Source organism: Thioalkalivibrio sp. ALE9, from assembly GCF_000377445.1.
Classification (GTDB): Bacteria; Pseudomonadota; Gammaproteobacteria; order Ectothiorhodospirales; family Ectothiorhodospiraceae; genus Thioalkalivibrio.
Genome location: NZ_KB898124.1, coordinates 33,831 through 54,193, shown reverse-complemented (window position 1 = coordinate 54,193; position 20,363 = coordinate 33,831). Strand labels below are relative to the sequence as shown.

General features: G+C 66.6%; 24 protein-coding genes and 1 pseudogene. 18 read left to right on the top strand and 7 right to left on the bottom strand.

What is annotated here, in order from left to right; all coding sequences use genetic code 11:
* Positions 1–70: 70 nt before the first annotated feature.
* The 4 genes from D106_RS0105990 (at position 71) to modC (ending at position 3,284) form a co-directional block, all read left to right on the top strand.
* Positions 71–451, top strand: coding sequence for a winged helix-turn-helix domain-containing protein (locus D106_RS0105990; protein ID WP_018879517.1), 381 nt, complete (start codon positions 71–73; stop codon positions 449–451).
* A gap of 251 nt (positions 452–702) precedes the next feature.
* Positions 703–1,482 (top strand): molybdate ABC transporter substrate-binding protein, encoded by a 780-nt coding sequence (gene modA, locus D106_RS0105985; RefSeq protein WP_018866537.1) that lies wholly within the window; start codon positions 703–705, stop codon positions 1,480–1,482.
* A gap of 6 nt (positions 1,483–1,488) precedes the next feature.
* Positions 1,489–2,181, top strand: a complete 693-nt coding sequence (gene modB, locus D106_RS0105980) for a molybdate ABC transporter permease subunit (RefSeq protein WP_018866536.1) — start codon at positions 1,489–1,491, stop codon at positions 2,179–2,181.
* On the top strand, positions 2,178–3,284 hold the full coding sequence (gene modC, locus D106_RS0105975; protein WP_018879516.1) for a molybdenum ABC transporter ATP-binding protein: 1,107 nt from the start codon (positions 2,178–2,180) through the stop codon (positions 3,282–3,284). Before modB ends, modC begins: the two co-directional genes overlap by 4 nt.
* Positions 3,285–3,634: 350 nt before the next feature.
* On the opposite strand, the gene D106_RS0105970 is transcribed toward modC, so the two are convergent.
* Complete coding sequence (locus tag D106_RS0105970) at positions 3,635–4,009, bottom strand: group 1 truncated hemoglobin (RefSeq protein ID WP_018879515.1); 375 nt, start codon at positions 4,007–4,009, stop codon at positions 3,635–3,637.
* A 103-nt stretch (positions 4,010–4,112) separates the two neighbouring features.
* On the opposite strand from D106_RS0105970, the gene D106_RS0105965 reads away from it, so the two are divergent.
* On the top strand, positions 4,113–6,158 hold the full coding sequence (locus tag D106_RS0105965) for a hypothetical protein (protein WP_018879514.1): 2,046 nt from the start codon (positions 4,113–4,115) through the stop codon (positions 6,156–6,158).
* 251 nt (positions 6,159–6,409) lie between these two features.
* Here the strand turns inward: D106_RS0105965 and D106_RS0105960 are convergent.
* Positions 6,410–6,634: pseudogene (locus D106_RS0105960) on the bottom strand (FCSD flavin-binding domain-containing protein); the annotation flags it as partial.
* Between the two features lie 80 nt (positions 6,635–6,714).
* Between D106_RS0105960 and D106_RS0105955 the strand changes: the two are divergent.
* The 4 genes from D106_RS0105955 to D106_RS0105940 all read left to right on the top strand — a co-directional run bounded on the left by D106_RS0105955 (position 6,715) and on the right by D106_RS0105940 (position 9,590).
* Positions 6,715–6,993: a type II toxin-antitoxin system RelE/ParE family toxin gene (locus D106_RS0105955; RefSeq protein ID WP_026142854.1), complete on the top strand. Its 279-nt coding sequence runs from the start codon at positions 6,715–6,717 to the stop codon at positions 6,991–6,993.
* Positions 6,993–7,310, top strand: a complete 318-nt coding sequence (locus tag D106_RS0105950) for a HigA family addiction module antitoxin (RefSeq protein WP_017940334.1) — start codon at positions 6,993–6,995, stop codon at positions 7,308–7,310. The genes D106_RS0105955 and D106_RS0105950 overlap by 1 nt, the downstream gene beginning before the upstream one ends.
* Before the next feature lie 302 nt (positions 7,311–7,612).
* The gene (locus D106_RS0105945) at positions 7,613–8,704 is read left to right on the top strand and encodes a tetratricopeptide repeat protein (RefSeq protein ID WP_018879513.1); all 1,092 of its coding nucleotides are present in this window, start codon (positions 7,613–7,615) and stop codon (positions 8,702–8,704) included.
* 406 nt (positions 8,705–9,110) lie between these two features.
* Positions 9,111–9,590, top strand: a complete 480-nt coding sequence (locus tag D106_RS0105940; protein ID WP_018879512.1) for a cupin domain-containing protein — start codon at positions 9,111–9,113, stop codon at positions 9,588–9,590.
* 134 nt (positions 9,591–9,724) lie between these two features.
* Here D106_RS0105940 and D106_RS0105935 read toward each other — a convergent pair whose 3' ends face one another.
* Positions 9,725–10,147, bottom strand: coding sequence for a rhodanese-like domain-containing protein (locus D106_RS0105935; RefSeq protein ID WP_018879511.1), 423 nt, complete (start codon positions 10,145–10,147; stop codon positions 9,725–9,727).
* Between the two features lie 229 nt (positions 10,148–10,376).
* Between D106_RS0105935 and D106_RS0105930 the strand changes: the two genes are divergently transcribed.
* The 4 genes from D106_RS0105930 (at position 10,377) to D106_RS0105915 (ending at position 13,632) form a co-directional block, all read left to right on the top strand.
* Complete coding sequence (locus D106_RS0105930; RefSeq protein ID WP_051077453.1) at positions 10,377–12,041, top strand: methyl-accepting chemotaxis protein; 1,665 nt, start codon at positions 10,377–10,379, stop codon at positions 12,039–12,041.
* Positions 12,042–12,359: 318 nt separating this feature from the next.
* Entirely contained in the window at positions 12,360–12,794 is a 435-nt protein-coding gene (locus D106_RS0105925) for a DsrE family protein (RefSeq protein ID WP_018876203.1), read from the top strand.
* Between the two features lie 166 nt (positions 12,795–12,960).
* A complete protein-coding gene (locus D106_RS0105920) occupies positions 12,961–13,242 on the top strand; it encodes a hypothetical protein (protein ID WP_018876202.1) in 282 nt (93 codons plus the stop codon).
* Between the two features lie 87 nt (positions 13,243–13,329).
* On the top strand, positions 13,330–13,632 hold the full coding sequence (locus D106_RS0105915) for a DUF3817 domain-containing protein (RefSeq protein ID WP_018866523.1): 303 nt from the start codon (positions 13,330–13,332) through the stop codon (positions 13,630–13,632).
* 287 nt (positions 13,633–13,919) lie between these two features.
* On the opposite strand, the gene D106_RS0105910 is transcribed toward D106_RS0105915, so the two are convergent.
* Entirely contained in the window at positions 13,920–15,251 is a 1,332-nt protein-coding gene (locus D106_RS0105910; protein WP_018866522.1) for an ethylbenzene dehydrogenase-related protein, read from the bottom strand.
* A 177-nt stretch (positions 15,252–15,428) separates the two neighbouring features.
* Here D106_RS0105910 and D106_RS0105905 point away from each other — a divergent pair, with 177 nt between their 5' ends.
* The 5 genes from D106_RS0105905 (at position 15,429) to D106_RS0105885 (ending at position 18,537) form a co-directional block, all read left to right on the top strand.
* Positions 15,429–15,794, top strand: a complete 366-nt coding sequence (locus tag D106_RS0105905) for a rhodanese-like domain-containing protein (RefSeq protein WP_018879509.1) — start codon at positions 15,429–15,431, stop codon at positions 15,792–15,794.
* 119 nt (positions 15,795–15,913) lie between these two features.
* Positions 15,914–16,261 (top strand): antibiotic biosynthesis monooxygenase, encoded by a 348-nt coding sequence (locus tag D106_RS0105900; RefSeq protein WP_018879508.1) that lies wholly within the window; start codon positions 15,914–15,916, stop codon positions 16,259–16,261.
* Between the two features lie 80 nt (positions 16,262–16,341).
* Positions 16,342–16,752, top strand: coding sequence for a large-conductance mechanosensitive channel protein MscL (gene mscL, locus D106_RS0105895; RefSeq protein ID WP_018879507.1), 411 nt, complete (start codon positions 16,342–16,344; stop codon positions 16,750–16,752).
* 52 nt (positions 16,753–16,804) lie between these two features.
* Positions 16,805–17,773, top strand: coding sequence for a daunorubicin resistance protein DrrA family ABC transporter ATP-binding protein (locus D106_RS0105890; protein ID WP_018879506.1), 969 nt, complete (start codon positions 16,805–16,807; stop codon positions 17,771–17,773).
* Positions 17,770–18,537 carry an ABC transporter permease gene (locus tag D106_RS0105885; RefSeq protein ID WP_018879505.1) on the top strand — a complete coding sequence of 256 codons (768 nt, stop codon included), beginning with the start codon at positions 17,770–17,772 and terminating at the stop codon, positions 18,535–18,537. The genes D106_RS0105890 and D106_RS0105885 overlap by 4 nt, the downstream gene beginning before the upstream one ends.
* 81 nt (positions 18,538–18,618) lie before the next feature.
* Here D106_RS0105885 and D106_RS0105880 read toward each other — a convergent pair whose 3' ends face one another.
* From D106_RS0105880 to D106_RS0105870, 3 genes are all read right to left on the bottom strand, one after another.
* Entirely contained in the window at positions 18,619–19,119 is a 501-nt protein-coding gene (locus D106_RS0105880; RefSeq protein WP_026280590.1) for a DsrE family protein, read from the bottom strand.
* A gap of 72 nt (positions 19,120–19,191) precedes the next feature.
* A complete protein-coding gene (locus D106_RS0105875; protein ID WP_018879503.1) occupies positions 19,192–19,683 on the bottom strand; it encodes a DsrE family protein in 492 nt (163 codons plus the stop codon).
* A gap of 29 nt (positions 19,684–19,712) precedes the next feature.
* Entirely contained in the window at positions 19,713–20,324 is a 612-nt protein-coding gene (locus tag D106_RS0105870) for a TetR/AcrR family transcriptional regulator (protein ID WP_018879502.1), read from the bottom strand.
* Positions 20,325–20,363: the final 39 nt, after the last annotated feature.

The window sequence follows — 20,363 nt, the reverse complement described above, 5'->3', positions numbered from 1 at the left end:
TTCGGGGGTATCATTTCGTAACCACACCCCTTCCCCGCACCCCTGCACGCAAACCCAGGCCAGCTGACGCATGAGCTCCCACCATTCCGACGACCACAAGGACCAACCCCAAGCCCCGCGCCTGCGTGTGCTGCTGGGCGAGGTCACGGCCATGGGGCCGGGGAAGGCCATGCTGCTGGAGGCGATCCGCGACAAGGGTTCGATCTCGGCGGCTGCCCGCAGTGTGGGGATGTCGTATCGCCGCGCCTGGGATCTGGTCGAGACCATGAACCAGAGCTTCCGCGAACCCGTGATCACCACCGCCAAGGGCGGCTCCGGCGGCGGGGGCGCACAGGTGACCGAATTCGGCGGGACCGTGCTGGCACGCTACCGCGACATGGAGCGCAAGGCCTGCGAGGCCCTGCGCGACGAGCTGCACGCCTTCGCCGACTTCCTCGCCGACGGCCAGTAACCACCGCCCGAGCCTTGACGGCCCTCCCCCGGCCCCGCATCATTGCGCCAGTCGATATGCAAACTGAAATATAACGAACCGCATATCCCCAGCCTCACCGTCACTGCGAGGAGCACCGCGACGAAGTACAAAAGCAGCGAAGCTGCGTTGAACGGCCGAAGGCCCGCCCGAAGGGCGAGCGTAGCGAGTAATCGCCCAACGGAACCACACGACCCAACCGCAACCCGCACCCACAGGGAACCACCCCCAACATGCACCTGCGCGCCCTCCTCCTGACCCTGCTCCTCCTGCTGCCCAGCCTGGCCGCCGCCAACGGCCCGCTGACCATCGCCGCCGCCTCGGACCTGCGCTTCGCCCTGGACGAGATCCTGGACGCCTACCGCGAAGCGCACCCGGAGGACGCGGTGCGCGTCACCTACGGCTCCTCCGGCCGCATGACCACGCAGATCATGAACGGCGCCCCCTACGACGTGTTCTTCTCCGCCGACATCGCCTACCCGCAGAAGCTGCGTGCCGAGGGCCACGCGGCCACCGAACCGGAGGTCTACGCCATCGGCCGCATCGTGCTGTGGAGCAACCGCATGGATGCCTCCACGATGACGCTGGAAGACCTGCTGCGCGACGACATCCGCCGCGTCGCCATCGCCTCGCCCACCCACGCGCCCTACGGCGTGCGCGCGATGGAGGCGCTCCAGTCCGTGGGCGTCTGGGACGACCTGCAGCCGAAGATCGTCAACGGCGACAACATCGCCCAGACCGCGCGCATGATCCAGGCCGGCGGTGCGGAGATCGGCATCATCGCCCTGTCGCTGGCCGAGTTTCCGGACCTCGCCGAACACCCGCACTACCTGATCGACGACGCCCTGCACGAACCCCTCACCCAGGGCTTCGTGATCACCCGGCGCGGCGAACACAACGAGATGGCCCACCGCTTCGCCGAATACATGAACGGCGACACCGCCCGCGACATCATGCGCCGCTACGGCTTCGTGATGCCCGGCGAAGAGCTGCCCGACGACGCCGCCCAGTAACCCCACATGTTCGAACTGAGCCCCACGGACTGGATGGCGATCGAGGTTACCCTCAAGCTCGCGCTGTACACCACGCTGATCCTGCTGGTGATCGCCACGCCCATTGCCTGGTGGCTGGCCAATGGCCGTGCCCCCGGCGGCGTACGCACCGCGGTGCAGGCACTGGTCGCCCTGCCGCTGGTGCTGCCCCCCACCGTGCTCGGCTTCTATCTACTGGTCCTGCTGGGCCCCGCCGGCCCAGTCGGCAGCACACTGGAGAGCTGGGGCCTCAACCACCTGGCCTTCACCTTCCAGGGCATCCTGATCGCCTCGGTGATCTACTCCCTGCCTTTCGCCGTGCAGCCACTGCAACAGGCCTTCGCCAACCTCGGCCGCCGGCCAACCGAGATCGCCGGCTCGCTCGGCGCCGGGCGCATCGACCGCTTCGTGACCGTGATCCTGCCGATGACCCGCGGCGGTTTCATCGTCGCCGCCACGCTCGCCTTCGCCCACACCCTCGGCGAGTTCGGCGTGATCCTGATGCTCGGCGGCGCCATCCCCGGCGAGACCCAGGTGCTGTCCATCCTGATCTACGACCACGCCGAGGCGATGGACTTCGCCTCCGCCCACCGATTGTCGCTGGGCCTGCTGATCTTCGCCTTCGTGGTGCTGTTCGTGGTCTATGCCATCAACCGCCGCTTCGACACGGTGCGCCTGTGACCCGACCCACGAGCGAATCCCTGCGCATCAAGGCGCGTCTGGAACGCTCCGGCTTCGCGCTGGACGTGGACACGGCCTTCCCGCTGGAGGGCGTAACCGCCCTGTTCGGCCGCTCCGGCTGCGGCAAGACCACGCTGCTGCGCATCATCGCCGGCCTGGAACATCCGCCCGGCGCCGAGGTGCACTTCGGCGACACCGCCTGGCAGTCCGGCAAGACCTTCGTCCCGCTGCACCGCCGCCGCGTCGGCCTGGTGTTCCAGGAATCCACCCTGCTCCCGCACCTCTCCGTACGCGGCAACCTGCTCTATGGTTACAAACGCACCCCGGAGCCCCTGCGCCGCCTGCACCTGGAAGAAGTAGCAGACCTACTCGGCATCACCGAGCTGCTGGGGCGCCGCGCCGACCAGCTCTCCGGCGGCCAGCGCCAGCGCGTCGCCCTCGGCCGCGCCCTGCTCACCAGCCCCGACCTGCTGCTGCTCGACGAACCCCTGAACGCCCTCGACACCCAGACCAAGCGCGAGATCATGCCCTTCCTCGCCCGCCTGGCCGAAGAGACCGGCATCCCCAGCCTGCTCGTCACCCACGCCCCGGACGAGGTCGAACGCCTCGCCACCCGCGTCGCCTTCATGCACGACGGCCAGCTCGAACGCCTGGAACCCCTGCGCGAAGCCCTCGCCCGCGCCGACTCCCCCCTCTTCCGCGACGAAGGCGCCGTCTCCGTCCTGCAAGGCGAACTGGACCCGGCCGACGCCCACGGCCTGCACCCCTTCGGCCCACCCGAAGCGCGCTACCGCGTACCGTCCACCCCGGGTGCCACCAACGGCGCCGGCCGCCCGGCCCGCCTGCGCATCGACGCCCGCGACGTCTCCATCGCCCTGACTCCACCCCAGGACGTCTCCATCCTCAACATCATCCCCGTCACCATCGAGTCGCTGGAAGAGGCGCCCGGGCACCACGGGCCCGCCCGCGTACTCGCAGTGTGCCGGCAGGACGATGGGCAGACCCTGATGGCCGAACTCACCCGCCTCTCCACCGAACGCCTCCGCCTCCAGCCTGGTACCCGCACCCACGCCCTCGTCAAATCCGTCGCTCTCCTCGACTGATGAATGAAGCCGGGCGCGCTTCGTCCCGGGCCACACCGGCCGGAGTCAACGGCCTCGGTCGCGGAACCTCGGGGCAAACAGTGATGCCGGAGCTAACGCGGCTCCGCGGTTGATACGTCGGGCTCTGGCCCGGCACTCGCGCTGTCCGGCGGTTTCCTCGACTAGGTCCGTAATCTACGGTCAGATACGGGATCACGGATCCCCGGCTGGAGACGGATTGTGCCAACCGATACGAAGGGGTAGCGGTATCGGTGCATGAGGGCGGTGGAGGAGAAAGGGGCCGGAAACAACGAGAGACCCGGCCCCGTTTCCATTTTTGCGTCGGGCGAGAAGGGACGCCCGGGGTTGGCCTACTGGTGGACGATCTCCTCCTTCAAGGAGTAGGAAATACCGAGGACTTCGTCGCAGACCGAACGCGGATAATCCATCTCGTGCATGGCCTGCACGATGTCGTCAAGTACCGCCACGAATTCGTCCACGCTGACGTTCATGCCGGTATGCGTCTCCAGCATGGACCGCCCGGTGTATTCCACCGGGCCGCCCGAGCCGGCCGCGAGGAACTCCTTGACCTTTTCCCGGGCGTGGGCGACCTGATCATCGTCGAGCGCCCAGTATCGAGGGCCCACGGTCTGATTCTGGAGGTGAAGCTCGACAATGCGGTTTACGAGCTTGTCGATTCCGGCCTGGCCACCAAGCCGGTCGTAAAGCGTTTCGGTTTCGGACATGACAACCACTCCCTATGCTTTGGTTAAGCGGAACAGATGCATCGAGCATCCACATGGAAGGCGTGACATTTCTTGTGACGGTACGGACAAGGAGAAGTGAGAGATGGCGGATCCAGATCTGATACAGGTACGCACGGCCCTCGACGCCGGGGACTTTGGTCGGGCGCGCGGGCTGATTGACAAACTCAACATGCCACCTTCGGCGGAGCTGCTGGAACTCCAGGCCATGGCGGCATATGGAGACGGAGACCTGGAAGGGACTCTGGCCGCGTATGGCGACATGTACCGCCTTCATCTCGAGAACGATGAGCCCTGCGAGGCGGCCCAGGCCGCCGTAAACGTGGGCATGTATCTGATGATGGATTCGGGCCTGATGGCGCCCGTGCGCGCCTGGCTGTCTCGGGCCGAACGCCTGGTGGCGGAGGCACCGGACAACCCGGTCCGGGCGTGGATCGCAGCAGTAAGAACCTACGAACGTCTGATGTGTGGCGACATGCCGGGGACCGGGCACTGGGCGCGAAAGGCGATGGAAGGAGGGCACAGGCACGGCCTGAAGGCACCGGCAATCATCGGACAGGTAGCCCACGCCAGGGTCCGCATTCATGATGGCGCGGTCGACGAAGGGCTGAGTGCGCTGGACGATGTGGCCGTTGAGCTGAGCGCCGGCAATCTCGATCCCCTGACCTCCGGACAGATGTGGTGCGAGGTCATCTGTGCGATGCAATGGATCGGGCAACACGACCGTGCCGAACAGTGGACCGAAGCCATGGAACGCTGGCGTCAGGGCGCGGCGTTCGGGGGGCTTGGCGGGCGTTGCCGAGTCCACCAGGCGGAGATCATGCGCCTGCGGGGACCCTGCGATGCAGCCGAGCAGGAGGCTTTGCTGGCGTGCGAGGAGCTGCGGCCCTGGATGCGCCGCGAGTACGGCTGGCCTCTCACTGAACTGGGCAACGCGCGCCTGCGCAAGGGCGATTTCGCCGGTGCCGAAGAGGCGTTCATGGCTGCCTACCAGAACGCCTGGCTTCCCCAGCCGGGGCTTGCGTGGCTGCGGCTGGCCCAGGGGCGTATCGAGGAAGCCTTCTCGATGATCGAGAACGCACTCGAACATCCTTTCGACATACCCTCGAAAGAGCGCCCGCCTACCGGCGCCCTGCGGCGGGCCCCCTTGCGCGATGCCGAGGTGGTGATCGCACTGGCCGCCGGGCGTGTGGATGTGGCGCGCGCCGCCGCAGCCGATCTGGAGACCACCGCGGAGGCCTATCAAAGCCACACACTGCGCAACGCGGCCGTCGCGGCCCGGGGGCGTCTGGCGCTCCACGAAGGGCAAACCGCAGAAGCGATCCAGCTTTTGAGTAGCGCCGTTACCGAATGGGTCTCGCTGCGAATGCCCTTTGATGCAGCAACCCTGCGCATCGAACTTGCCGAAGCCTATCGCGCAGCAGGCGACCGCGGGGCAGCAGAGCAGGAGTTCGAGGCCGCCTGTAGCGCATTCCGGGACCTCAACGCCACTCCCTGGGCCGAACTCGCACGCGAACGGGTGCCAGAGGAGCCTGCGGGTATAAAACCCGAGCCCGAACGCTGCATCTTCAGCCGGGAGGCGGACATGCGAACGGTGACGTACGCCGGCACCACCGTGCGCCTTAAGGACCTCAAGGGCATGCGCTATCTGGAGCGCCTGCTGGCAGAACCCGGTCGCGAATTCCACGTCCTCGACCTGGTCTCTGCCGAACGCGGGGCGCTACCAGTCGAGCCCCCTGCGGAAGATCTGCACATCGATGCCCAGGCGGGGCTGGAGGTCTTCGACTCGAAAGCGCGCGAAGCTTATCGGCAACGACTCGCCGAGACGGAAGCGGATATCGAAGAGGCCGAGGCCAACAACGACCTTCACCGGGCAGAATTGGCACGCGCCGACCGCGAATTTCTGATCGACGAACTGCGCCGCGGCGTGGGCCTGAACGACCGCGCCCGAACGGTGGGCGATGGCGTAGAGCGCGCACGAACCAGTGCAACCCGGTCGCTGCGTTATGCCCTCGATCGAATCGCCCAGCACCATGCAACGCTCGGCGAGCACCTCGAGCGGACGGTACGTACCGGCACCTATTTCGCTTACGAGCCCGATCCTCGGGCGCCGGTCAAGTGGCAGATCTGATCCCACTGCATCCGTATTGCACGAAGCACTCGCACAGGTCACGGAGACAGGTCACGGGGGTCAAACCTGCCTCCGGGGGTCAAACCTTGCCTTTTGCCTCCGTACCACTGCATTTGCCTCCGGGGGTCAAACCTTGCCTTTTGCCTCCGTACCACTGCATTAGTACGGGACACCCACTTTCTTCGGACCTGCCCGGAAACGAACTCGGCGCCCGGAGGCGCCGATCGAAGTGGCAGGGAGAAGGCCGGGGCCTAGCCCCAAATGTCCTGAGTGATGCCGGCGTACCAGGCGCGGGTGTGTTCGGCCTCCTGGCGGCGGAAGGTCGAGGACTGGCCCAGCGGACTGACGTCACCGGAGCCTTCGACGGCCGCCTGGGCGCCGTCTTGGTACTGGTACACGGCGGCGATGCTGACGCCGTAGTCCGGCGTGATCAGACCGTAGCAGGTGCTGGCCGAAGATGGCTCCAGGGGCTCCTCGAGTAGTGGACACCCACTTTCTTCGATGCTGGGTTCGTGCGCCAGGTGTTGCGTATTGCGCAATCCGCTACACTCAAGACATGATCAAGTCGTTTCGGCACAAGGGACTGCGCCGCTTCTACGAGTCGGGCAGCGTTAGTGGCATCCAACCTCGACATGCAGGACGTCTGAGGATGCAACTGGCCGCCCTGGATACCGCGTCCACGATCGAAGACATGGATATCCCCGGGTTCCACCTGCACCGACTCAAGGGCACCGCACAGGATCGCTGGAGCATCCGGGTCAGCGGCAACTGGCGCCTGACCTTCGAATTCCATGACGGGAATGTCCATATCCTGGACTACGAGGATTACCACTGATGACCATGCACAACCCTCCGCACCCGGGCGAGTTCATTCGCGAGGTCTACCTGGAGCCGTTTGGACTGAGTGCCCGCCAGCTTGCCAGCAAGCTCGATGTGTCGCCTTCCACCCTGGGGCGCGTCCTGCACGGACGAAGCGGAGTCAGCCCCGAGATGGCACTGCGTCTTTCCAAAACGCTCGGCCGTTCGCCGGAAAGCTGGCTGGCCATGCAGGACCAGCACGACCTCTGGTGCGCACGGAAGAGCGTGAAGCTGGACGCCGTGCAAAAGATGCGGTTCGATGGGCACAGAGAAAACGGGCAGCCAGCCGCGTAGCGGGCAAGCTAAGGGGACACCCATCTTCCGTCTCGATTTCGACGGCTACCCTGGGCTGTGAGGAATACACTGATTCGTGCGGGCGTTACGGGCGTTACGGGGTCGGACCTCGGTAAACCACTGAACATAGTGCGGTAAGAGCCACACCAAGCGCCTCATACGGCCTTAAACAGCCATTTTTGGGCTAAAAATGGGCCGCCAAGGACTTTTACGGCCAACCTGACGGATGGTCCTGCGTAAGCCTTGCGATGGGCTTCCGGGGTTGTATCCTCGGGCGGTGTCCCCCACCGAGTGCTGCTTTCATGAACGCGTCTACCCAGCCCGACAACCCCGCGAACCCAAAAGGCCCGAGCGGCGCCGACCAGGACGGTTTTGCCGCTTTCGAACGGGGCGACTACCAGGCGGCCCGGGAGATCTGGGAGGCCCGCGCGGAGGCCGGATGGGCCTGGGCGCAGCTGGGTATGGGCATCCTCTATGCCGAGGGACTGGGGGTGGAGGCGGACGCGGGGCGTGCGCGCGAGTACTGGTCACAGGCCGCGGAGCAGGGGCTGATCGATGCCAGCTTCAACATGGGCGTGATGGCCGAGAAGGCGGACCCGGCGGATACGGATACGGCGCGACACTGGTATGGCCGCGCGGCCGAGGCCGGGCACGTGGTGGCGCAGAACAATCTGGCAGTGCTGCTGCTGAACCGGGGCGGTGAAGCGGCCGCCAAAGAGGCGATCCAGTGGTGGAAACGCGCCGCGGAGCACGGCGACCCCGACGCCCTGAACAGTCTCGGCGTCGCGCACCAGCAAGGCAGCGGGTGCGCGCGCGACCGGGCTGCGGCAGCCGAGTACTACGCCCGGGCCGCCGAGGCGGGACACCGCGACGCGGCCTTCAACCTCGCCCTGGCCCTGGAACAGGGCGACGGCGTCGCGACGGACATGACCGGGGCCGCCCACTGGTATCGGCAAGCCGCCGAGGCCGGGGACCCGGACGCCGCTGCCCGCCTGGGGAACCTCTGCCGCGACGGCAACGGCACGCAGGAAGACCTGACGGCTGCGGCCCACTGGTATCGCGCCGCGGCCGAAGCCGGCCATCCCCAGGCCCAGGCGAACCTGGGCGTCCTCCTGGAACGAGGGCTTGGGGTGACTCAGGACGAGTCGGCCGCGGCCGCCTGGTACCTGGCCTCGGCGCGGCAGGGGCTGGCCCCGGCCCAGTACAATATGGGCATCGTGCTCGCCGAGGGCCGTGGCGTGGAGGCCGACCTGCCCGGCGCCTGGGTCTGGTTCGCGCGCGCCGCCGATCAGGGCCACAAGCCGGCCGCGGAGGCCCGCGACTACGTCCACCAACAGCTCACCCCGGAGCAACGCAGCGAGGCCGAGGCGCGCAAGGCCGAGACCTCGCGCTAGACCACCAGCGCGGGCAGCCGAAGCGCAGCAAGCAGAGGCCAACCAGCTCGCCCCCTGCCCCGTCATGGCGAGGCCCCACAGGGGCCGTGGCCATCTCCAAACGCCGCCCCGGACGTCCGCCTCGATCAGCGCCCGGCCATCCCGTCAGCGATCGCCACGGCGTTGCACGCCTCGCGATGACGGAGCCGGCCCGCGAAGGCGACCGTCACCCTCGGCCGACGCAGCGCGACCCGGTAACCGCAACATCCGCTCCCCCGCCGCAAGATTGTGGAAGCCACCCCGACCGGGCCAAGCCAGAATCCTGGATAAAGGCCGCGCGCACGCATCCCTGTGGCGGGGCCCATGACAGAGAAAAGGCTACGCACGGCCCGCGGCCGGCCAAGCCATGGACCCCAGGAGGTGCCTCATGTACGACCACTCGATCCGCCCCACGGGAGCGCTTCGCCACCTGGCCACGGCTGCCGCCGCGCTCGCACTGGCCGCCCCCTTGGCGAGCCTGGCGGCCGACGAAGGCCAGGCCTTTATCTGGGCGCCGGACGCCCCCGATCTCGAATGGAACCCCTGCCCGGCCTTCATGCCCGACGACTGCCGCCTGGCCGTCCTCCAGGGCGACCCGGCCGAGCCCAACGCCGATGTGTTCTTCCTGCTGCCCGGCAACAGCACTGCGCCCCATCACTGGCACACCAGCGCCGAACGCATGGTGCTGGTTCAGGGCGAGATGCAGGTGGACTATGACGGCCAGGAACCGGTGGTGCTTCAGCCCGGGACCTACGCCTATGGCCCGCCGCGCCTGGCACACACCACCCACTGCATCTCGGACGAGGACTGCATCCTGTTCATCGCATTCGAAGAACCGGTGGACGCGCACGAGACACACGGTCACTGAGGCCAGCCGATCCCTGCCATCCGGGCTTGACGCCCCGGGCTCGTTCCAACGAGCGGGCAGAAAGACAAGCCTTTGCGCAATGCGCCGAGAGCCGGCGCATTGCCAGCAACGAGGCAGGGAGGCGAGTACGCGCCTTATTCGGTAGCGGCGTCGCGGGGCCACTCGCGAAAGCCTTCGCGAACCGAAAGGCAGCGGGTATACCCCAGGTCCCGCAGCAGCTCGGCGGCGCGCAGGCTGCGGCGACCGCTGTTACAAAGACACAGCAGGATCTGGTCCTGGGTGACGTGATGCCGGTTAATCAGGGAGATGAAGTGCTGGAAGTCGCGATCATCCGGCTCGTCCGCGTCCAGCAGCTCCTGCTCTTCCTCCGACAGGCCCCGACCCAGTAGCTGCTTCAGGCGGAACAGGGGCACCGGGACCGCCCCTTCCACCTCGCCCTCCAGTTCCAGCTCGAAGGGCTGACGGATATCCAGCAGCACCGCCAGACCAATATCCACCAGCTCGCGGGCCGCGTTGACGCTGATCTCCAGCTGCGGGGTCGTTGCTTCATCTGCCATGGGCGCTCCTTTGCGTTCCATCTTTCCTGTGGCCATCACCTCGACACCGGGTTCCATGCCGGTCACTCCCACGGTAGCGACCGCCCGCGCTCCGGACAATTGAACGCGTGCCCGACACGAGGATCCGGCGCCGGCCGCACCCTGCCGATCGGCCCCGCCACGGTTGATGTGCCTCAAGGATTTTCCCGCCAGGCCGTTTACAGTATTCCCTGTCCGATGCGTCGGGCTTCTGCACACCAGGTACCACAAGGACCCGCCCACGAACCTCCGCTCGCTTTCCGTTCGATCCAAGCTGGTCATCACCATCGTGGTACCCGTGGCCGCGCTCCTGCTGCTGGCGGCCCTGGCCGCCCGCGGCACGGCCAATATCGAAGAAGGCGTGCAGAACATCTACCACGACCGGGTCGTGCCCCTGCAGCAGTTGAAGACCATCGCGGACAACTACGCGGTGCTGGTCATCGATGCCGTGAACAAGGCCGATGCCGGGCGCATGACCGCGGAAGAGGCCCTGGCCGACGTGCGCGAAGCGCGCACGGAGATCGCCACGATCTGGGAGGTCTACCTGGCCACGACGCTGACGCCCCGGGAACAGGAACTCGCCGATGGCGCCCGCTCCCTGTTCCGCGCGGCGAACGCGGACCTGGATCGCCTGGAGGCGGCGCTGGGCGGGATGTCGGGCAATGTGCAGGGCGAGCTCGATGCCTTCAACGGCCCGCTGTACGACAGCATCGACCCGATCAGCGACCAGATCACCGAGCTGGTCGACCTGCAGATCGAGGTCGCCGGCGCGGAAGCCGAACGGGTATCGGAGTTCTACACCCAGGTGCTGGTGCGCAGCGGCGCCCTGATGCTGCTGGTCCTGATCGGGGTCGTGATTACCGGGGTGTGGACCTATCGCTCGGTAGCGCTCCCCATCGCGCACATGCGCGAGACGCTGGAGGGGATCGCCGGCAACCATGACCTGTCGCGCCGGGTGAATGTCGGTGCGGACGACGAGATCGGCGCGACCGCGACCGCCCTGAACAGCATGCTCGACCAGTTCCAGGACTCCATCCGCGAGCTGCGCACCCTGACCGACCAGATGGCCTCGGCCGCCGAGCAGTTGTCCGCGGTCAGCGCGCAGACCGACGGCAACATTGACCAGCAGCGTTCGCAGACCGAGCAGGTCTCGACCGCGATGAACGAGATGGCGGCGACGGTTCAGGAGGTCGCGCGCAACGCCTCCGATGCCGCCTCCTCCAGCCAGGAAGCCGACCAGGAATCCCGCGCGGGCGGCGAAGTCGTGCGCACCGTCGTCAGCGACATCGGGCGTCTGTCGGGCGAGGTCGCCACCATCGAGGAGACCGTGCGCAAACTGGACGAGAAGGGCCAGCAGATCGGCACCGTGCTGGACGTGATCCGCGGGATCGCCGAGCAGACCAACCTGCTGGCCCTGAACGCGGCGATCGAGGCCGCCCGCGCCGGCGAGCAGGGCCGTGGCTTTGCCGTGGTGGCGGACGAGGTCCGCACCCTCGCCTCGCGCACCCAGGACTCCACCGCCGATATCCAGTCGATGATCGAGGCGCTGCAGGCCGGCACCCGCGACGCCGTCACCGCGATGGGCCGCGGGCGCGAAATGGCCGAGGCCACCAGCAACGACGCCGAACGCGCCGGCCAGGCGCTGGAATCCATCGTCCAGGCCGTCGGCCGGATCAGTGACATGACCACGCAGATCGCCAGCGCCGCGGAAGAACAGAACGCCGTGGCCGAGGAGATCAACCGCAACATCTACGCGATCAACGACATCACCGGCGACACCGCCAATGGCTCGCGCCAGACCGCGACCGCCAGCCAGGAAGTCGCGGACATCGCCTCGCGCGTGCGCGACCTGGCCTCCGCCTACCGCATCGCGTAACCCTCGCATTCTGGTCACCCGCGAGGCCCGCTCCAGGGCCCGCGGGCCTGCCCCTGCAGGCGTTCAGATATCGTCCGGACTATCTGGTCCCGCGACGAGACCAGGCCTTCGCCGACAACAGAATTTGTGTTCGGCGCACGGGGAACTCCCACGTTCCTCGAGGATCGCATTCTCCAGCCGCCCGGGTCACGTCGTCATTCGATGACGTTTTCATGACCGCTCTCACTGTAATCGCATTCTAGACGCATTCTTGTTGCAATATGTTTTAGAATCTGCTTATTTTCTACTCTTCCACTTTCGAAACGATCAGGAGACTCCATGCGAGCCATCAAGACACTAGCCGCTTCCGCCCTTATCGCCCTTGCCGGTGCAGGCGCGACCGCACAGGCGGACGAGCCCTCCAAGCTGTTCGTCAGTGTCACCTCGGCCGATGATCACACCCAGTTCATGTCCATGGTTCTGGCCAACCAAAGCATGCGTCAGGGTCAGGAAATCCGTGTGCTGCTGTGCGGTCCTGCCGCGAAGATGGCGACCGAAGACTTCGACGGCGCCACCATGCAGCCGGCAGACCGGAATGCGCAGCAACTGATGATGAACCTGCTCAACAACGGCGCGACCGTCGAGACCTGCGCCATCTTCCTGCCGAACACGGACTACACCGAGGCCGACCTGCTTGACGGCATTACGCCGGCCGATCCGGAAGAAGTCGGTGCCTACATGGCTGATCCGAACGTGCGTTTCTTCTCGAACTGATCACTCGCTGGTAGTGATGACGAGGCCCTCTTCGGAGGGCCTTTTTTGTTGGTAGACCAGAATCCCAACAGGCCGCTTGGCCCGGTAAGATGTCGATTGTCCGGACCTCTTCGGTCCTCGGGTATACCCCGGATGCACGCCGACGACTACTGGGAGGAGCGTCGCTGTGAGACTCTGGTCGAAGTGGAAAAAAGGCGGGGCGCTGCTGGCCAACGTCCTGCAGCGCCAGGGAATCGACCCGAAGGCAGCCGCGGCACGGGATAGCTTCAAGCAGATCCTGGATGACGCCGAGGCCGAGGCCGACACGCGCCTGGCTCGCGAGCAACAGGACACAGGACCTCTGTCACGGGACGAGCGCAACACCCGCTGGGAGGCGCTGTTCTTCGAGGAGATCCGCGCCCGGGCCAGGGACTACGCACAATCCGCGCGCAACCAGCGCAAGAATTAACCCGACCACACTGCCAGGTCCATTTCGTGGCGCCCGTCGCGCTTCGTGCTACCCTCCGCCGCGTTTCCCGATCCACCGGTCCCGCCCATGAAATTCTTCCGCCTGATCAGCGTCCTCGAGGGTTTGTCGCTCATTACCCTGCTGTTTATCGCGATGCCGCTGCGCACCTACGCGGACATGCCCCTGGCCGTCACCTATGTCGGCTGGGTCCACGGCATCCTGTTCATCGTCTACGGCGCGGCGTCGGTGATGGCCAGCCACCTGAGCGGCTGGCCGGTTTGGAAATGGCTGCTGGTGCTGTTCCTCGGCGTGGTGCCCTTCGGCTTCCTCTACGTGGACTACCTGATCCGCCGCGAAACCACCCCCACCGGCAACGCCGAGACGGCCTGACGCGCGGCACAGCCCCACACGGCGTCATCCCGGCCTCAGCGAAGCGCAGAGCCGGGAGCGCCCACGCCGGCCTTGCCACCGACCGCGCCCGCCCCACCGGCGGAGACCCCGGATCACCGCTGCGCGGCGTCCGGGACGACGGAGCGCAGGAGACCCGACGTCAGGCTTTGTGCCTTGCCCTGCACGTCTGGTGGCGCAAGGGCGTCGGGCGCACCCCTTCCACGGCCGAGAGTGTCGACACCAGACGAGTCCGGGTCTGAGCGCGCGTGGTGCCGACCCGCGCCGGCTCAGTCTGCGTCGCGCAGGAGCTGCTGCTCCATGTCGACTATGAAGCCCGGCAGGGTGTCTAGATCGTGCTGATCACGCACGCCCTTCTCGCCCTCGCGCACCAGCGTGCCGCCCGGGTGGTCGTCGCTGTGCAGGAACTGATAGGTGATCTGACCCGGGTAGAACACCTCCACCTCGGTCCATTCCAGGTCGGCTTCGTCCAGGTCCCCATCGACACGGCGAGCGACGATGTCGGCCTCCCCGTCTTCCAGCCCCAGGGTCATCGGCAGCGAGACCAGGTGCCAGCGCGCGCCCGCGGCACTGTGAACCGCGAAGGCGACGTTGTAGGACGCGCCATGTTCCAGGGTCTTGCTGTCCCGGGCGTTGGGGGCCTCCAGCGTGCGGGTGAGTGCAATCCGCCAGGCGCCGTCTTCGTAGCCACCATCGGCACGGATCGCGCCGCGGCTGCCGCTCGGCTCCCGCAGGAACCGCTGCGGGATCACATCGCCTTCCTGCCAGTCGTGGTCCGGATCGAAGGCGATTGCGTTGCCCTCGTGGATGTAATAAGCATCGTCCTGGCCGTACTCGCGGGCGATCAGGGCCTCCCACTCCAGAGCGGGGGCTCCGACCTGCTCCGGATCGAACATCCAGGCAGGCTGATCGGCGTCGTCATCCCAGTTGGTCGTGAACATGCTGGTGCCCTCGGACGACAGGCGGTAGTGCAGCACGTAGTTGTTGTCCGCGTAGCCCATCGGGTGGCTGCGGTGGGAGCGCCACTGCCACAGGTCGAGGAACACACCGTCGGACTGCAACTGTTCCAGGGCCTCGTCATCGATGACCTGATCCCAGGAGACCTCTTCCGGATCCTCCGTGACGCGGGTCTGCGGGAGGTACTTGCGCACGTCGCTGCGCCCGAGGTCGCCGCCCAGCTTGGGATGCTCGCGAACGGCATCCGCGTCCACCTCGGAGGTCAGGCTGCGCATACCGTCGTGCGCGGTCATCCATCCGCCCATGCGGTCGAAACCCTCCACCTTGCCGTCGTCCAGCATCATGGAGATCCGGTCCTCGTACAGGCCGTGCTCGTCCGGCCCCGGGCCGCCGGATCCGTAGCGCACCCACTCGCCATCCTCGTAGCGCCAGACCTGGTGATACCAGCTGGGCGTATCGGTCTCGTACTCGTAATGGATGCGGAAGTCTTCGTCGTTATAGACCGCGGCGACCCGCAGAACCGCGCGGGCATCCTCTTCGGCGGGAATAAAGACATTACGATCGGTGTCCACGACACGGGGTTCGGCCAGCGCCAGAGCCGGGCAGGCGGCGGCGACCGCAAGGGCCATCAGCGTTTTCTTCATGTGGCTCTCCCTATATATGGCTTTGAAGATATTTTGAACTCCCTACGACCACAAGGGAATTAGCCAGTTCCTGCCGGGTGTCCCGACAGAGATCACGGCCAGAGGCCGTGCAACGCTGGCACCCGCACCCGGCAGGAGCCGCACACCCTCAACAAACCCTCAACGAAGGAGACCTGGATGGATCACCACGACGAAGCGTTTCTCCAACGCGCACAGGCCGCGCGCGAGCGCATCGAGGAAATTGAGCCGAAACAGGTAGACGGCCACCTGGCATCCGGTGCCATTGCCATTGATGTACGCGAACCGGAGGAGTACCAGAAGGGTAGCCTTCCGAACGCCCGCAACGTGGCGCTGGATTCCATCACCCGCCAGATCGAGGGGGTGGTGCCTGACAAGGGCGCTCCCCTGGTCTGCTTCTGCAATGGTGGCAACCGCGGGGCACTGGCGGCGGCCCAGCTGGTGGATATGGGCTACACCAATGTCCAGTCCATCGCGGGCGGACTGCGCGCCTATCAGGACCCGGATGACACCCCGGAAAAATGAGTAATCCCCCTGATCGATGACAGGCCGTGCGCCCGAGCCTCCGCGGGTGGGCGCAGCTTCCACCTTGCGCCTGCGCGCATGGTTAAATCGGCCCTCGTCTTTCTGAAAGCGAAGCCGCCATGATTGCCGTGATCTTTGAAGTCGAGCCCCATTCCGAACGCAAGCAGGATTACCTGGATGCGGCAGCGAGCCTGCGCGAACACCTGAAGGACGTCGACGGATTCATCTCCATCGAACGTTTCGAAAGCCTGAGCCAGCCGGGCAAGGTGCTGTCGCTGTCCTTCTGGCGGGACGAGGCCGCGGTGCGGGAATGGCGCAACCTCGAGGAACACCGTCAGGTGCAGGCGGCCGGGCGCGGCGGCATCTTCGCCGACTATCGCCTGCGCGTGGCCGAAGTCGTGCGCGACTACGGCATGCACGAGCGCGACCAGGCCCCGGACGACTCGCGCCGCGCACACGGAAACTGACGCTCGCCGCCCTGCCCGTCGCGCAACTACCCCCGTGCTGGACTATAGCTTCAGGGTTACCCACTGAAGGGAGATAGGGCATGGGCATCGTGAGCGAATTCAGGCAGTTTGTGGCGCGCGGCAACGTGGTGGATATGGCCGTGGGCGTGATCATCGGGCTGGCGTTCGGCCAGATCGTGTCGTCGCTGGTATCGGATGTGGTGATGCCGCCGATCGGCCTGCTGATTGGCGGGGTCGACTTTTCCGATCTGGTGATCGTGCTGCGCGAGGCCGAGAATGGCGTGGCGGCGGTCACCATCAATTACGGAGTGTTCATCAAGCGCGTGGTGGACTTTCTGATCATTGCGGCCGTGGTATTCGCCGCCATCAAGATGATCGCGCGCCTCCAGCACAAGGAGGAGGCAAAACCCGCGGAACCGCCAGCTCCCAGTAACGAGGAAAAGCTGCTGGCCGAGATCCGCGATCTGCTGAAAGCGCGACAGGACGGCTGAAGGGGCCGCAAACCGGGCGGCCACGACGAGGACAAGCCAACCGGAGACGAGTTTGGACAACACCATTGAAGTGGAAGGGCTGGTACGCGACTTCGGCGGCACCCGAGCGGTGGACGGGGTGGACCTGCAGGTACCCTCGCATCAGGTCCTGGGCCTGCTCGGCCCGAACGGCGCGGGCAAGACCACCGTGGTCCGCATGCTGGCCACGCTGCTGGCCCCGACCGCCGGCACCGCCCGCGTGGGCGGCTTCGACGTGGCCCGCGAGGCCGCGAGGGTGCGCGAGATCATCGGCCTGACCGGTCAGTACGCGTCGGTGGACGAGAAACTGACGGGGCGCGAAAACCTGATTCTGATCGGCCGCCTGCTGGGCCTGAAGCGCCGGGACGCCCGGGCGCGCGCGGATGCCTTGCTGGAGGACTTCGACCTGCTCGACGCCGGATCACGCCCCGCGCAGACCTACTCCGGCGGGATGCGGCGCCGGCTGGATCTGGCCGCCAGCCTGGTCGGGCGCCCGCGCATCCTGTTTCTGGACGAACCCTCCACCGGCCTCGATCCGCGGGCACGCCGCGATCTGTGGGAACGCGTACGCCAGCTCCAGGCCGACGGCACCACTGTACTGCTGACGACCCAGTACCTGGAGGAGGCCGATGCCCTGGCCGATGCCATCGTGGTGCTGGATCAGGGCCGCGTGATCGCCGAGGGCACGGCGGCGGAGCTGAAGGCCCGGGTCGGCGGGCGCTCGCTGTTCGTCAGGGTGAGCCACGTCGAGCAGGCCCCGGCCGCGGCCGAACACGTCGCCGCGATCACCGACCAGCCGCCCCAGGTCGAGGGCGAGGCCATCAGCACACCGGTCCGGGATCCGTCCATTCTCCCGGCCGTGCTGCGCGCGCTGGACGCCGCCGGCATCGAGGTGGCGGAGCTGGGACTGCGCGGTGCCAGCCTGGACGATGTCTTCCTGTCCCTGACCGGGCGCAGCGGTGTCAGTCGGGCAGAACCGGGCGATCAGGAGGATGCCGCATGAATGCCATCGACCAGACGCTGGCGCTGGCCTGGCGCAGCCTGGTACAGGTGCGCCGCAACCCGTGGGAACTGGGCGATTACAGCATCCAGCCGATCCTGTTCCTGGTGCTGTTCCTGTTCGTGTTCGGCGGGGCCATTGCCGGCTCGCCGGAGAACTACCTGGCGTTCGTGCTGCCGGGCGTGATCGTGATGAACATGCTGTTCGTCACGGTGTACGTCGGCCACGGCCTGAACACCGACCTGACCCGCGGCGTGTTCGACCGATTTCGCGCCCTGCCCATCCCGCGCTGGGCCCCGCTGGCCGGACGCATCCTGGCGGACGTGGTGAAGCAGCTCCTGTGCATCGCCCTGCTGCTGTTCGTCGGCTTTCTGCTGGGCTTTCGTCTGGAGACATCCTGGGTCCATCTGCTGGCAATGGTGGCGCTGGTGCTGACGTTCGCGGTGGCCTTTTCCTGGGTGATGGTGCTGGTGGGCGTGATCGCGCGCGACCCGGAGCATGTGCAGCTTTTCGGCTTCACCGCGCTGTTCCCGGTCACCTTCGTCAGCTCCGCCTTCGTGCCGGTGGACACGATGCCGACCTGGTTGCAGGGCTTCGTGCAGGCCAACCCGGTCTCGCTGCTGGCAGATGCCGCCCGCGCCCTGATGAATGCCGACGGACCGGCCCTGGAGCCGGCCCTGTGGTCGCTGGCCTGGGCGCTCGGCATCGCCCTGGTCTTCGCGCCACTGTCCGTCTACGCACTCAACCGCCGGCTGGCGCGCGGCTGAGCCTTTGCCGGGGCCCGAACACAAAAAAGGCCGCCGCTTTGCGCGACGGCCCGGTCGGCCCCGTGCGAGGGGATTCCGCGGTCAGTAGACCGGTACCAGCGCGTAGCCCTGGTTCTGGTAGCCCATCACCGCGATGAAACCGCTGCGTACCGGCTGGATCGGGTCCAGTACCGTGTCGTTATCGACCCCGTAGGCGCGGGTCGCGGCCGCACAGACTTCCATTTTCACGCCCAGCTCGTCGAGCCGGTCCACCGCCTTCGCGATCTCCTCCAGGGTGTCGGCGTGATCGATCGCGACCTCGGGCTCGGGGTCGGTGTTGATGAACTTGACGGCCTCGGCGATGAAGACCATGCGCAGATCGGGCTCCACGCCCTCCTTGAGCAGGTTCTCGTGGTTGGTGGCGATGCCGCGCAGGTAGGCCAGCATCACGTTGGGGTCGGACTGGCGCATGTCGTAGACCGCGCGCATCGTCTCGATGCCCTGGGTGGCCTCGCGATTGTCCAGGCCCTCGGCGCTCGCCGTGGAGGCCAGGCCAAACGGCAACAGGACGGCCAGCAACAGGATCAGCATTCGATTTCGCATGGTGGTTCTCCTCCTTTTATGGTGAAGGCCCGGGTGTTGCGTCCCCGGGCTCGATACCCGAACCCTTCAGGCTCAATAGATCGGGATGACCGCGTAGCCCTGGGCCTGGTAACCGGTCAGGGACACGAAGGTGTTGCGCACCGGCTCGATGCCGGACAGCAGCTCGCCGTGCTCGACGCCGAACAGGCGGGTCGCCACGGCGCAGGACTCCATGCGCACGCCCTTCTCCTTCAGTGCCGCCACGTGCTCCTCGATCGCGTCCAGATGGTCGAAGTCGGTCAGCTCGAAGCGCTCGCGATCCTCGGAGACCATGGTCACGGCCCGCCCGCGAAAGGCGAGGATCATGTCCGGGTCCACGCCCTGATCGGTCAGGTCTTCAAAGGTCTCGCGGATCACCATCAGATACAGCGCGAGCATCTCCGGGTCGTTGTTGTTCAGGTCGAACACGACGCGGCCCTGCTCGACGCCGTCCAGGGCGCGGGCGTCGGTGGGGGCTTCGGCCTGGACGGTCAGGGTGGCCAGCGACAGGGTCAGCAGCAGGAACAGGGATGCAATGATCTTCATCGGGGATTCTCCTTCGGTAGAAAAACGGGTTACGGGCAGTTAGCCGAGGGCATCGCGATGGCGCGCCAGGCGGCCTCCTGGGTCTCGGGCAGGTAGTGCGCCAGGGGTTTCTCGAGCACGCCGTCGAGGTACAGGTGCAACAGGCGGATGGCGCCACCGAACGCGGCGGTGGCCGCCACCGGGATCTCCATGGGCCGGACCTCGCCGGCGGCCATGCCCTGTTCGATGCACTCGCGCATGCGCTGGAACGGCTGCGAGGAGCACACCGGCGGCTCGTCCGGAAGAAACTCGCGGTGCCGCGCCTCGAGCACGAAACGCATCGTCTGCGGGGCCTCGGTGGCGGCCCGGAACAGGAACGCGATGATCCCGTCGCAGCGTGCGCGGCAACCGCTCTCGCGCTCCATCACCTCGGCCAGGCCCGCGTCCATGCGTTGCAGCAGCGCGTCGTACAGCGCCTTGGCCAGCGCCTCCTTGTTGCCGAAGTGGTGATAGATCGAGCCGATGGAGACACCGGCCTGACGCCGGATGTCATGGATGGAGGTATTGAAATAGCCATCCTGACTGAACCGCTCGAGCGCGGTATCCAGTACCAGTTTGCGCAGCGCGGCGCCGCGCACGGATTGCTTCGGATTCTCTGTCATCGCCCATACCGAACCGAACGTTCGTTCTAATTTAGCGCG